The organism is Thermopirellula anaerolimosa (genome assembly GCF_054657335.1).
In genome coordinates, this window is sequence record NZ_BAAHYX010000006.1 from 364,917 (window position 1) to 377,844 (window position 12,928).

The window sequence follows — 12,928 nt, forward strand, 5'->3', positions numbered from 1 at the left end:
CCGTTCGGAAAACCGTTGCCGAGGCTGCATCCCGGCCGATTTAGCGCCGTGACACTTTTCCGCGCAAAAACTCGACAGACGGCCCCCGCATTTGATCAATAATCTTGAACCACCTCGCCGTCCGCTATTTGTGCGAGCCGACGAAAGGTCACGGCATCGATGACGGCGGACACGAATCGAACCGATCCGTCGCAAAGGAGCACGCCGAATCCCCCGGGGTGCGCACTACCCAATCCGTTGAGCGGATTTTCCGGATCGAACTCGAGGTCATTCGGCTGGGTCCATACCACGGCGCGATCGGGGTTCACCTCCACTAACATGATCGTATTACTGGTACCGTCGCGGATGTCGGCGAACGTGCGCGGCTCTCGGCCCTCGAATAGCGTGCCCGGACCGACCAGAGCCAGATAATGGGCCATCCCGGGTTCCGTCGCTGCGCTGGGGTTTTTGTAGACCTCGGGCATGAGCGGTATGAGCGTCTTGTTGTGCTCGCTATCCCACGGTTCGTCCAAATGGAATTGTTCGTAGAGGTCTTGACATTCGAGGAAGGGAAGGATTTCGACGCGCCAACTCAGCAGCGGTCGGCCTTCGGAATCGAAGATGGCACGCGCGGGAAAACGCCTGTACACATCGTGGTAATTGTGCATGGCCAGCCCCAGTTGCTTCAGATTGTTGAGCGACTGCGAAAGGCGGGCGGCCTCTCGTGCGGACTGAACGGCGGGCAGGAGCAAGGCTACCAAGACGCCGATCGTCGCCATTTGCGCCTGCCTCCCCTCGTCGATTCGCTTGTAGACCGTGTTACCCTTCCGCTCCGGTTGGATAAACCCGAGATAGCGGTCCGTAATCCGCCGCATGTATTGGGCCATCGCCTGTTCTATCGGATCGTCGCTCTCAGCTTGGCGTTCCAATTCCTCTAGGGCGGTTGCCCTCACCTGCTCGAGTATTCCCGAGATGGTGTTTTGTAGCTTCAAGGCGTCGGTGTTATTGTTGGCGCGTATCGCCAGGTACATCGACCAGTTTCCGATGAGATCGATTTGGGCCTCCATGTCGGCTACTAGCGGCGGAACGTCTTGCAACGCGGCCAACGGCGGCGGAGGAGGATCTCGCATCAGAAAGCTCTGAACCATCGGTCGCAACGGCGCAAAATCCAAAGCCGCCGCAACATCCGGCAGGCGTTTCATATCGGCAATGATTCGGCTGACCTTGCCCGGTTGCGGATCTCGATGATTGGTCAGCATCTTTTGCAGCATGGCCTCCTGCGCGACGATCACCGAGTGGTCATCGGGCAGGAAGATGCTCGGCATGAACATCGGGTTCTCGGCACGGTAATACGGGCGGCCCTCCAGCGTCCGTTGCTCGGTGTTCCGCTTGAGCGACGCTAACAACCGGGAATCATCCAAGGGGGCGGAGGAGCGTAGTATCAGACCGAATTGAGGCGGTCCGAATTCGGATACTTCAACCACGCCCACCGCCCAATCGATTTGCATCGGATCGAGTCCGAACTCCTTCTTCCCCGCCGCGGAAATGACTTCCAAAGGCAGCAATTCGGATTCGGGAGCGGTGAGGACGCGGCGAGGATGCAGAATCAGGGCCGCCGTCGCCGTGGGGGGCACATAATCCACGTCCGCGGTCGATCCTTCTTCGGCCGACCGCGCGGCGTCCCCATCCAACTTTCCAAGCCCGTCGGTCTTGGGCGAGGCCTTCCGTTCGACTTTCGGCGCCGATGTCGGGCGCAGCACCGCCGGGTCGCTCGCGGCGGCGATCGCCGCCAACCAGTGACCGTGAATCAGGGCGGTCGTGAGCAACCACACCGTCACAGTTTTCCACGGACGCTTCATGACGCACCTCCTCTCAGTAAGGAGACTCCTCGCGGCCACGACGACCGGAGTGATTCGAAGAGCGAAACGCCTTGGCGGGATCTCCGCCCAGGTAATTCAAACCACGTTGGGATACTGCCAGGGCGATCGATAGTCCCGCTTGAGCATGCGGTTGGCTTCGTCGTCGCCCACGATCACCTCTTTTTCGCCGTCCCAGGCGATGCTGCGACCCAATTTCAAGGACAACATGCCCAGCAAACTCATGTTTGTGGAGCGATGCCCAATCTCGATGTCGCAGACGGGAAGGCGCCGTTGTTCGATGGCTTCCAAGAAGTCGGCCCAGAGCTCGGGGATGTTGTGGTTATCCTGCCCGTGAAGTTGTGGCTCCTCGTGGATCACGGACTTGTTCTTGTTGGTGGGATAGAAGGTCCAACCGTCCAGCCAACCGAGGTGGAGCATCCCTTCGGTACCGTAGAAGTAGCAACCGATGTTGTGCTTTTCGGCGTCGTTGCCGCCGTAACGGCGGTGTTCCCAGACGGCGGTAAACGACTCGAAGGTGAACTCGACGACTTGCGTGTCGGGCGCATCGTCCGTGGCCTGACGGATGAACCGCCCACCCGTGGAAGCGACGCGGCGAGGATATTTCTCTTCCGTCCACCACAGTATCTGATCCATCCAATGGATGCCCCAGTCTCCCAGCGTGCCGTTGGCGTAGTCGAGAAACTGACGAAAACCGCGAGGATGAATGGCCGGATTGAAGGGTCGCAGCGGGGCGGGACCGCACCAAAAATCCCAGTCGAGGCCCGACGGCGGATCGGCGTCCGGCGTGGGTGAGCCTACTCCGCCCGGATAATGTACGAAGGCCCGAACCATGCCGATCTTGCCCAAGCCGCCTTCCTTCAAAAACTTCTGCGCAGAGATGCAGTGCGGCGAGACGCGACGATGGGTTCCGACCTGGACCACCCGATCCGCCTGCCGTGCCGCTTGTACCATGGCCCGGCCCTCGTGAATCGTGTGGCTGATCGGTTTTTCGACATACACATGCGCCCCGGACTGAACGGCGGCGATGGTGATGAGCGGGTGCCAGTGATCGGGCGTGGCGACGATGACGATTTCCGGCTTTTCCCGCTCCAGTAGCTCGCGATAGTCGCGGTATTTCGCCGGAGCGTCACCCGTCCATTCCTCGACTTTGCCCGCGGCGGGATTGAGCTGGTTGCCGTCCACGTCGCACATGGCGACGACCTTGCATCGTTGCGACTCGACCGCGGCCTGAAGGATGTTCATTCCCCACCAACCGGAACCGATGAGGGCCGTGCGGAAACGATGCTCTTTCTCGGCTCCGATCACCGCCGGTGCGGTCCACGACATGGCTCCCACTCCAATGGCTTGCATGACTTTGCGTCGCGACAGTTCCACGTTCCAGTCTCCGGGGTTCACGGTTTGATGATGGGCGATTCCGTCGCGAAGCGGGCGGCCGGTCCGTCAAAACGTTAATTTGGAATCGGCTCCCGCCGGCACGCAACGAGCTACCGAAGATAGTGTGACGGTTTGACGCGGCGACTGCAACCAAAAACCGGCCGGCGCAGGGCACACATCGGCAAGACGCCGGGCGGCGAGTCCCCTCTCGCGTTACGTTGAATTCGCGTTTTCGGAAGGATAAACTTTGAGGGTGCCTGAAGACGGCGGTGTCAACGCGATTTGTTTGCGGGCCGCTGGGTGTGCGCAGAAATCATCGAAGCAGTCGCCCGTCGGACTCGGTTCGTCGGCAAGCGAAGTTAACAGCGCGAGAGGAGCAAACACGCGTGCGAATCGCAAGGGAAACGGATCAACGGTGTTGGGTGCGCATCTTGACGCTTGCCTCGTTGGCGATCGTTCTTGGTTCGTCGGGGTCGCTCTTAGCGACTGAAACGACCGGAGCGGCGGACGATTCTCCGAACATCGTCTGGGTGGAAGCGGAGCACTTTCAGCAACCGGGCGGTTGGGTCAACGATGCCCAATTCGTCGATCAAATGGGATCGCCTTTTCTCTTGGCGATCGGCTTGGAAGGTCCGGTGGCGGACGCTGTGACCTCGGTTTCCATCCCGAAAGCGAACAAGTACCGTCTGTGGGTTCGCTGCCGAGATTGGGTGCCTGAGTACAGTCCCGGAAGGTTCCAGGTCGTCCTCGGCGGCAAAACGACGCAGAAGGTATTTGGGGCGTCCAAGTCAGGAGAGTGGATTTGGGAGGATGGGGGAGAATTCGATCTCCCGGCGGGGAACTTGGAGATTCGACTTCACGATTTGACCGGGCACTACGGACGATGCGACGCCATCGTGCTGACGTCGGATGCCGAACTACGTTTGCCGGATGATCCTGCTAAGATCGCCGTCTTACGCGAACGCTACGGCGGCGTCAGTCGCGAGATTCGAGATGTTGGGCCGTACGACACCGTCGTCGTGGGCGGCGGTTTGGCCGGTACGTTTGCCGCCGTGGCGTCGGCCCGGATGGGTTGTCGCACCGCGCTGGTGCAGAACCGTCCTGTTCTTGGAGGCAATTCCAGTACGGAAATCCTCGTGAATCCGGAGGGTGACACCACGCGAGAACCGCTGGATCCGGGCGAGGGCGGAATCATCGAGGAAGTGCGCGGCGATGTGTTCGGTTATTCGGACCGATTGCTCAAGTTGGTTCAGAATCAGCCCAATCTCGACCTCTTCTTGAATACGCACGCCAAGGGCGTGGAATTGGCCGGGCCGAACAGAATTAAGGCGGTACTGGCCCTGGACGTCAACAGCGGACAGCGCTATCGATTCCTGGGAACCACGTTCATCGACTGCACGGGCGACGGGGCGATTGGTGTCTGGGCGGGCGCCGAATATCGCCACGGACGGGAACCGCGGTCCATGTACGGTGAGACGCGGGCGCCGGAGGTCGGCGATCTCAACAAGGGAACCATGGGCGGAACGCTTCGCTACGCCACGGAGCAGTTGGCCTCTCCGGTCGAGTTCGTGGGGCCGGAATGGGCCCGGCACTTCCCCACCTGCGACGACTTCAACCCGGGCAGACACCCGCAATTGCGATTCGGCGGTTGGCAATGGGTCATCGAATACGGCGGGGAATTGGACACTTACAAAGATGCTGAAGTCATCCGCGACGAATTGCTCCGCATTATTTGGGGCATGTGGGATCACGCCAAGAATCACTGCACGAAATTGGGAGACGAGGCCGACAACTTCAAACTTACTTGGGTCAGTCATGTCGTCGGAAAACGCGAGTCGCGACGATTGATCGGCGATTACGTGATGACGGAGCACGATATCGCCAATCGCACGCTCTTTCCCGATCGTGTGTCGTACGGAGGTTGGGGAATCGACATCCATCCGCCCAAAGGTTTTTACGATCCCGGGCCCCCGGCGATCTTTTCGCACAAGGTCAAGTTTTCCGTCCCGTTTCGGAGCCTGTATTCCAAGGACGTGGACAATTTGATGATGGCCGGTCGGTGCATCTCCGTGACGCACGCGGCATTGGGCGCCACGCGCGTGATGATTACCTGCGGACTGCAAGGCCAAGCGGTGGGAACGGCGGCGGGCTTTTGCAAGCTCCACGATACGACGCCCCGCGGAGTCTACGAACGCTACATCCGGGACTTGCAACAACAACTTCTTAAGGACGGTTGCTACATCATTGACCTGCCCAATCAGGACCCGCGCGACCTTGCCCGGGGCGCTTCCGTAACAGCGTCCAGCGTTGCACCCAACGACGTGTATCAACCGAGCGCAGCTTTGACGCGGCACAATCTGGATCACGATCGCGCCGTCATGTTCCGATGGCAAGGCGGGCGACTCGAATCCATCGCGATCCATCTGGAGTCGGCCGCGGCCAAGCCCGTCGCGCTGGAGGCTCATTTGTGCCAAGCCAAGGGATTGGGCGAGTTTCAAGAGGCGGAGCAAGTGGCCGCGGTCGAGGTCGCCGTGCATCCGGAAAGTCGCGGTTGGGTGAGCGTCCCTATCGGTTTGCAGTTGGAACCGGGCTATTACTATCTTTGGCTGCCCAAGACCGCCGGCGTGAGTTGGGGGCTGTTCAGTGAAGAACCGAACGAGACGGCGCGGGCCTATCGAGGCGGTGCTGAGTGGACCCGCATGCCGGGTTGCTATGCCTTCAAAACGGAGCCTTCCGGAGGGCAGGCCTTGCCCTTGGCCGAGGAACGCGCCGACCAGCCCTGGTTTTCGCCGCAAAACGTTGTGGACGGCTTTGCGCGAGCGATTCGCGGTGTTCCGCACTCGTGGCGACCCGATCCCGCCCAAGACTTGCCGCAATGGGTGGAACTGACGTTCGCCTCGCCGGCGGAGTTCGATACCGTTCACGTTACGTTCCAAAGTCGTCAACTCGCGGCAAGCGATTTTTCGCTCTCCGCCTTCAGGAACGGGGTTTGGGAACCGCTGATCCGCGTGTCGGACAATACGCAACGCCGTTGCGTGTTGACGGTCCCCGTTACGCGTGCGGAGCGTTTGCGATTGACGGTTGGAAAGGCTCCTGCCGAAATGGGGGTTTGCGAAATTCGCGTGTATCGCGCGGAAGAGCCCTAAGTGGTTAGGGCGTTTCGAGCAGAGGCTTCCGTTGCTCCGTTCGGTTCGGGCTAAAACGGGCGCATGAGGCGAATGTCCTGAGCGTTTGACGTCCTTGGTTGGCTCAGCCTCGGGCTGGAGGTGGTTTGTACTGGCACAGTTCGCTTGGAGAAAAACAACCATGTCTCAATTGAATCGGCGTGCGTTCGTAGCGTCTTCGGTGGGTGTCGTCGCGGGAACCATGGCGGGACGCGGCCTCTCCGCACTGGCGGGGACCGTGACCGAGGGACCGACCTATCGGACGAAGCTGTTTAAGTCCATGATCGGCAACCCCGATGAGGCGACGCTGAAGTCTCTCAGGGAGGCGGGTTTCGACGGCATCGAATCCAATCAGCGGCACGCTGCGGTCGATGAAGCCGGCGCGGCGCGCAAGCTGGCCGAGTCTCTCGGGCTCCGCGTCCATTCAGTCTTGTATGGCTGGGCGAATTTCAATACCGACAGCGTTTCGGCCGACATCGAAAGCGTGGCCAAGTCGTTGGAAACCGCCGCCGCCTACGGAGCGGACGCCCTGCTGCTGGTTCCGTGCCGCATCGGCGGCATGGCGATGCCGAAACCGTGGGAATTCGATATCGAGTTCGATGAAAAGACCGGCCACTTGCTCAAGGTGGTGTCGGGCGATAACGCTCCCTACCGGGATTATATTGAGGCTCATAACCATGCCGTCGATACGTCCACCGAGGCCGTCAAAAAGCTGATCCCGGCGGCGGAAAAGACCAAGGTCATCATCGCTCTGGAAAACGTGTGGAATAATCTGTGGGTTCAACCCGCCGTCTTCGCCCAGTTCGTGAAGTCGTTCGATCACCCGATGGTGAAAGCCTATTACGACATCGGGAACCATGTGAAATATGCACCGCCGCAAGAGTGGTTGCGAGCCTTGGGCAAGGAAATCGTGAAGTTGCACGTCAAGGACTTTCTCTTGAATGAGGACGGTCACGACGGAAAGTTCGTCCATCCTCGCGATGGAAGCGTCAATTGGCCGGAAGTTCGCAACGAGATCGAAAAGATCGGATACAGCGGTTTCATGACGATCGAAGACGGCGGATTGAGTTTGGACGAATTCAGCCGGCGTCTCGATCTCATCATTGCAGGCAAGTGAAAAGCACCGCGGCGGAGGAGCTTCCAATGAGATTCAGCGTAGGTTTGTTCTCGGCTTTGGCGGTATGCGCTTCCGCGATGGTCAATGCGTCGTTGCTTTGGGGCGAGGAGACATCCGCCAAGCCCAAGCCGCTGCGGGCCGGTCTGATCGGTCTGGATACGTCGCACGTCCTCGCTTTCACCGATTTGATCAATGATCCCGCGGCGGAAGGCGTCTTAGCCGAGGTCGAGGTCACGGCAGGCTTCCCCGGAGGATCGCCGGATTTACCGGCCAGTTGGGACCGCGTCGAGGAATACACGGCGAAATTGCGGGAAAAGGGGGTGACTATCTACGAAAGCATCGAAGCGATGCTGCCCCATGTGGACGTGGTTCTCGTGGAGAGTGTCGATGGACGTCCGCATCTCGAGCAGGCCCGCAAGGTGATAGCGGCCAAGAAACCGCTCTATATCGACAAGCCCATGGCGGCCTCGCTGGTTGACGTCCTCAAGATATTTCGCTTGGCGGACGACGCCGGCGTCCCGGTGTTCTCAAGCTCTTCCTTGCGATTCAGTTCCGGGTTTCAGGCGGCCCGGCGGGGTGAACTGCCGATTGGAACCCTGCGCAAATGCACGGCCTGGAGCCCGATGCACATCGAACCGCATCACCCGGATCTCTTCTGGTACGGGGTTCACGGTGTGGAGACGCTCTATACGATCATGGGGCCGGGTTGCAAGACCGTGGTGCGCGAAGGCCCCGAAAGGGTCGTCGGCACTTGGAGCGATGGTCGTATCGGCGTGTTCGAAGCCCGTCAGGGGTACGGTGCGGAGGTCGAGGGGACCGAAGGCACCGCTTCGGCCGGAACCTACGAAGGTTACAAGCCCTTGGTTGTTGAGATCTGCCGCTTTTTCAAGACGGGGGTCTCCCCGGTGCCGCGCGAGGAAACCATCGAACTGTTTGCGTTCATGGAGGCCGCCGACGAAAGCACGCGATTGGGCGGCAAGCCTGTGGAAATCGCGGACATTCTGAAGCGTGCGGAAGCGACCGCTGCGGATACCAAATGATGGCACGGATTGCCGGGTGACGTTGCATGGACCGACGGACGCGGTTGTGGTTCGACCGTTTGCTCGAGGACGTGTTGGCCTCGCTGCCGGATCGAGTGAAAGAGATGGTCTCGGCCATTCCGTTGTACGTGGAGGACTACCCGTCTCGAAAGTTGGCCCGAGAATTGGGGCTTCGTAGGCGATCCGAACTGTGCGGGCTGTTCTCGGGGGTGCCTCTTCACGAAAAGCGGTTGGACGAGCCGACGGTTATGTTGCCGGATCGCGTGACACTGTTCCGCGAGGGCATTTTGGCCGCTGCCGCGGCGGGCCGCGGTCGAATCACCGAAGAGGCCGTTCGCGAGGAAATCCGCATCACATTGCTCCATGAATACGGGCATTACTATGGTATGTCGGAAGAAGAGCTGGAGAACTACGGATATGGTTGACTCCAATCCCCGGCGAGAACTCCGTCGAACCTTTCGTGAAGAGCGAGCGCCGGGCTTGCGTCGCGTCCGACTCGTCTTTGGCTTTATGGTCATCGAGGCGGCGGCGAGTTGATGGAGGCGCGACGCATCGCGACCTCGACGTCTCGAATCAATTGCGTAAAGGAGATGCCGTGAAAGCCCGCCTGATACGCCTTCATGCCGATGACAACGTTGTGGTTGCGTCGGGAACGATCGCCAAAGGCACGACCCTGAAACTGGACCGGGTGCGTTTGACCGCAGCCTCGAACCTGCGCATGGGGCACAAGGTTGCCGTGCGACCGATAGCCGAGGGCGAGGCGGTGGTCAAATACGGCCACCCCATCGGGGTTGCCACCGTGAACATCGAACCCGGCCAGTGGGTTCACGTGCACAATATGCAAAGCGCGTACATATCGACGCGGGAGAGGCGAGGGGCCGACCCGATGCTCGCCGAGGCGGTCACGGACAGCGTGACGGAGGAAACTTCTGCACAGGGGACGGATGGAACCGCGAATCCTTGCAATCCCGATTTGACGGACGCTTCCGCTTCGCCGTGATGCCGCGGATGGGAAGTCGCTTTCGCAAGTCGTATCTCTCTCGCGATCGAGGAAACTCGTCATGACGGAAAAATTACCCATCACCGGCGTCGATCTCGCGCGTCCGTGGCAGGGATATCAGCGCGCGGACGGTCGCAAGGGCATCCGTAATCTCGTGCTGGTGGTCTATCTCGTGGAATGCGCGCATCATGTTGCGCGGGAAATCCAGTTGCCTTATCGCAAGTCGGGCGTGCATCTCGCCGGTTTTCCGGGATGTTACCCCAATGCATACGCGCGGCGCGTGCTAGGGGGCGTTTGTACGCATCCGAACGTCGGTGCCGTTCTGTTGGTCTCCCTGGGGTGCGAAAGCTTCGACGCCGAAGGCCTGGCTCGCCAAATAGCGGATTCCGGGCGACCGGTCGAAACGTTGGTCATTCAACAGGCGGGAGGCACCGAGAAGACGATTCGGCTGGGACGTGCCTGGGTCAAGCGGCAGTTGGAGGTTCTGCAAGAGACGCCGCGCTGCCCCATGACCGCAGCCGATTTGACGATCGGTACCATCTGCGGCGGATCGGACGCCACCAGCGGTTTGACGGCCAATCCGGCCTGCGGTCACGCTTTCGATCTTCTCGTGGATGCCGGCGGCACCGCGATCTTCGAGGAAACGGGCGAGTTGTTTGGGTGCGAGGGCGACTTGTCGCGGCGAGCGATAACGCCGGAGTTGGGCCAAGCCCTCGTAAATGCGGTGGCCAAAGCCTTCGAGTATTACGCCACGCTAGGGCACGCCAGTTTCGCCCCCGGCAACGCCGAAGGCGGTCTTACCACCATCGAGGAAAAGTCGCTGGGAGCCTATTTGAAAAGCGGCACGCGGCCGATCTCGGGACTTCTAAAACCGGGAGACATCCCGCCGCGACCGGGGTTGTATCTGCTGGACGTGGTTCCCGACGGCGAGGTCCGCTTCGGTTTTCCCAACATTGCCGACAACGCGGAGATCGTGGAGATGATCGCTTGCGGCGCACATGCCGTGTTGTTCACTACGGGCAGAGGATCGGTGGTCGGTTCCGCCGTGGCGCCGGTCGTGAAAGTGTGCGCCAATCCGGAGACATTTCGCCGGATGAAGGCCGACATGGACATCAACGCAGGGGAGATCCTGCTGGGCAAGTCGGACGTGCCCGCGATGGGGCGGCGTATTTTCGACTACTTGATTGAAGTGGCCGCGGGCAAGAGCACGGTGTCCGAGCGTCTTGGTCACCAGGAGTTCATTTTGACGTACAAGACGTTCGAGGCCTTAGGGCCTGCTTGCCTCCCCTTGCGTTGAGGACGGCACAACGCCGGTCCCGGGCGAGGCGTCTCGCGGATACGCTCGGGCGGGACGGCGGGAGGGTTCAAGCGGCGCCTGCACCGCGGACGTCTTCCCACTTGATCAGGCCGCCCGGCGTTTCGCCGCGTTCGAATTGGGTGATATTCTCGAGCGTCTGCCGAGAAATGTGTTCCATGGCCTGATGGGTGAAAAAGGCCTGATGTCCCGTGATGATGACGTTGGGGAATGTCAGCATCCGCATGAACACATCGTCCTGAATCACCTGATTGGAAAGGTCCTCGAAGAATAGGTCCGCCTCTTCTTCATACACGTCCAGGGCCAAGGCTCCGATTTTTCCCGATTTCAGGGCGCGGGTCACCGCCCGAGCGTCGACCAACGCCCCGCGACTCGTGTTCACCAGCAGGACGCCGCGTTTCATGACGGCGAGAGATTCCTCGTTGATGAGATGCCGCGTGGCCGGGGCCAAAGGACAGTGCAGCGTAATGATGTCGCTCCGGCGAAAGATCTCGTCGGTGGTCAGATACTCCACTCCCGCCGCGATCAATTCGTCGTCCGGCGTCAAGTCGAAGGCCAGTACGCGGCATTCGAAGGCGAGCAAGCGTTTGGCCACCAGACGGCCGATTTTGCCCGTACCGATGACCCCTGCGATCTTGCCTGCGATGTCCATCCCCAGGAGGCCGTCGAGCGAGAAATTGCCCTCCCGGACCCGATTGTACGCCTTGTGAATGCGTCTGGCCGCGGCGAGGATCAAGGCCATGGTGTGTTCCGCCACGGCCTGGGGTGAATAGGCGGGCACGCGGGCGACGGTCAAATCCAATTGGGCGGCGGTCTGCAAATCGACGTTGTTGTACCCGGCGCAACGGAGGGCGATGAGTCGGGTCCCCCCCCGCTGAAGCATCAGCAAGACCCTCGCATCCAAATCGTCGTTCACGAAAACGCAAACGCCCGGATAGCCCTTGGCCAAAGAGGCGGTTTGAGAATTGAGTCGGGCTTCGAAAAAGACCAGTTCATGCCCGAACGCAACATTGGCCGCGCGAAAAAAATCCCGGTCATACGTTTTCGTGCTAAATACGGCGACGCGCATTGCGGTTCCTTGCTGATTATGGCCGGTTCGATCCCCACCTTGGGATTCTCGGGCACGCCCTCGCACGGGTACGCGGCGTTCCACGAACGAACCGGCAAGTCATGGCGATAGCTTTTAACAAGATGTCCAATCGGTCGGAGGCATGCCACCATTTTACGGAAAGCCGCAAAACTCGGCGTGAGCGAGCGTTCGCTTTTCCGGTGCGGCCCTCTCGATAATAATAGTGGCATGAGCAATTTCCTGACGGCAATCCCGGTTTTCAACGAAGTCCGGCATGTGGGTCCGGTCTTGCGTGAGGTCCTGAAATACGCCACCGATGTCCTCGCCGTGGACGACGGTTCATGGGACGGGACGGACGCGATCTTGCGGCAGTTCTCGCGGGTCACGACGGTGCGCCACCCGCACAATCGGGGCTACGGCGCGTCCTTGCGGACCGCGTTCCGTTTCGCGATCGAACGCGGCTACGACGTGATCGTGACGCTGGATTGCGACGGTCAGCACGAACCCCGGAGGATCCCCGACTTCGTCCTAGCTTGTTCCGGAGACGTCGATATCGTTTCGGGAAGTCGCTACCTGGCGAATTTCCCGGGCGACGGCAAACCTCCGGCGGATCGCCGAAGGATCAATCAGATTATTACCGACGAACTGAACCAAAGGCTGGGACTACGCTTGACGGACGCCTTTTGCGGTTTCAAGGCGTACCGGGTCGCCGCTTTAGCGAAGTTGGACTTGACGGACGACGGTTACGCCATGCCGCTCGAACTATGGGTGCAAGCCGTCCACCATCAACTGCGGATCATCGAATTGCCGGTACCGCTCATCTATCTCGACGAAGAGCGATCCTTCGGCGGGGCGCTGGACAACGCCGACGTACGGTTGGCGGTCTATCGGGAAGTCTTGGAGAACAGCCTGCGAAGGGTGGGGCGATGCCAGCCGCTAGAGGCGTGTTTTTCGAGTGCTTCAGGTCGTTTTCCTAACCGGTAGTCCTGA

10 protein-coding genes are annotated in these 12,928 nt (G+C 60.3%); 7 read left to right on the forward strand and 3 right to left on the reverse strand.

Going from position 1 to position 12,928, the window contains the following annotated elements:
• Positions 1–95 precede the first annotated feature (95 nt).
• Positions 96–1,838 (reverse strand): DUF1559 domain-containing protein, encoded by a 1,743-nt coding sequence (locus tag ACYQ6J_RS07525; protein ID WP_460183566.1) that lies wholly within the window; start codon positions 1,836–1,838, stop codon positions 96–98.
• 96 nt (positions 1,839–1,934) lie between these two features.
• A complete protein-coding gene (locus tag ACYQ6J_RS07530; protein ID WP_460183567.1) occupies positions 1,935–3,233 on the reverse strand; it encodes a Gfo/Idh/MocA family protein in 1,299 nt (432 codons plus the stop codon).
• A gap of 386 nt (positions 3,234–3,619) precedes the next feature.
• On the opposite strand from ACYQ6J_RS07530, the gene ACYQ6J_RS07535 reads away from it, so the two are divergent.
• The 6 genes from ACYQ6J_RS07535 (at position 3,620) to ACYQ6J_RS07560 (ending at position 10,851) form a co-directional block, all read left to right on the forward strand.
• Positions 3,620–6,379: an FAD-dependent oxidoreductase gene (locus ACYQ6J_RS07535; RefSeq protein WP_460183568.1), complete on the forward strand. Its 2,760-nt coding sequence runs from the start codon at positions 3,620–3,622 to the stop codon at positions 6,377–6,379.
• 160 nt (positions 6,380–6,539) lie between these two features.
• Entirely contained in the window at positions 6,540–7,514 is a 975-nt protein-coding gene (locus ACYQ6J_RS07540) for a sugar phosphate isomerase/epimerase family protein (protein WP_460183569.1), read from the forward strand.
• Between the two features lie 26 nt (positions 7,515–7,540).
• Positions 7,541–8,554, forward strand: coding sequence for a Gfo/Idh/MocA family protein (locus ACYQ6J_RS07545; protein WP_460183570.1), 1,014 nt, complete (start codon positions 7,541–7,543; stop codon positions 8,552–8,554).
• A gap of 26 nt (positions 8,555–8,580) precedes the next feature.
• Positions 8,581–8,979: a metallopeptidase family protein gene (locus tag ACYQ6J_RS07550; protein ID WP_460183571.1), complete on the forward strand. Its 399-nt coding sequence runs from the start codon at positions 8,581–8,583 to the stop codon at positions 8,977–8,979.
• 170 nt (positions 8,980–9,149) lie between these two features.
• Entirely contained in the window at positions 9,150–9,554 is a 405-nt protein-coding gene (locus ACYQ6J_RS07555; RefSeq protein WP_460183572.1) for a UxaA family hydrolase, read from the forward strand.
• A gap of 61 nt (positions 9,555–9,615) precedes the next feature.
• Complete coding sequence (locus ACYQ6J_RS07560; protein ID WP_460183573.1) at positions 9,616–10,851, forward strand: UxaA family hydrolase; 1,236 nt, start codon at positions 9,616–9,618, stop codon at positions 10,849–10,851.
• Positions 10,852–10,918: 67 nt separating this feature from the next.
• Here ACYQ6J_RS07560 and ACYQ6J_RS07565 read toward each other — a convergent pair whose 3' ends face one another.
• Positions 10,919–11,938: a 2-hydroxyacid dehydrogenase gene (locus ACYQ6J_RS07565; RefSeq protein WP_460183574.1), complete on the reverse strand. Its 1,020-nt coding sequence runs from the start codon at positions 11,936–11,938 to the stop codon at positions 10,919–10,921.
• 228 nt (positions 11,939–12,166) lie between these two features.
• Here ACYQ6J_RS07565 and ACYQ6J_RS07570 point away from each other — a divergent pair, with 228 nt between their 5' ends.
• Positions 12,167–12,922, forward strand: a complete 756-nt coding sequence (locus ACYQ6J_RS07570) for a glycosyltransferase family 2 protein (RefSeq protein WP_460183575.1) — start codon at positions 12,167–12,169, stop codon at positions 12,920–12,922.
• The last annotated feature ends 6 nt before the right edge of the window (positions 12,923–12,928 follow it).

What these genes read in the sequence shown, in the direction of transcription:
- ACYQ6J_RS07550 (WP_460183571.1), top strand. Translation starts at nt 8,581, where the DNA reads ATGGACCGACGGACGCGGTTGTGGTTCGACCGTTTGCTCGAGGACGTG.
- ACYQ6J_RS07560 (WP_460183573.1), top strand. Translation starts at nt 9,616, where the DNA reads ATGACGGAAAAATTACCCATCACCGGCGTCGATCTCGCGCGTCCGTGG.
- ACYQ6J_RS07545 (WP_460183570.1), top strand. Translation starts at nt 7,541, where the DNA reads ATGAGATTCAGCGTAGGTTTGTTCTCGGCTTTGGCGGTATGCGCTTCC.
- ACYQ6J_RS07525 (WP_460183566.1), bottom strand. Translation starts at nt 1,838, where the DNA reads ATGAAGCGTCCGTGGAAAACTGTGACGGTGTGGTTGCTCACGACCGCC.
- ACYQ6J_RS07540 (WP_460183569.1), top strand. Translation starts at nt 6,540, where the DNA reads ATGTCTCAATTGAATCGGCGTGCGTTCGTAGCGTCTTCGGTGGGTGTC.
- ACYQ6J_RS07570 (WP_460183575.1), top strand. Translation starts at nt 12,167, where the DNA reads ATGAGCAATTTCCTGACGGCAATCCCGGTTTTCAACGAAGTCCGGCAT.
- ACYQ6J_RS07565 (WP_460183574.1), bottom strand. Translation starts at nt 11,938, where the DNA reads ATGCGCGTCGCCGTATTTAGCACGAAAACGTATGACCGGGATTTTTTT.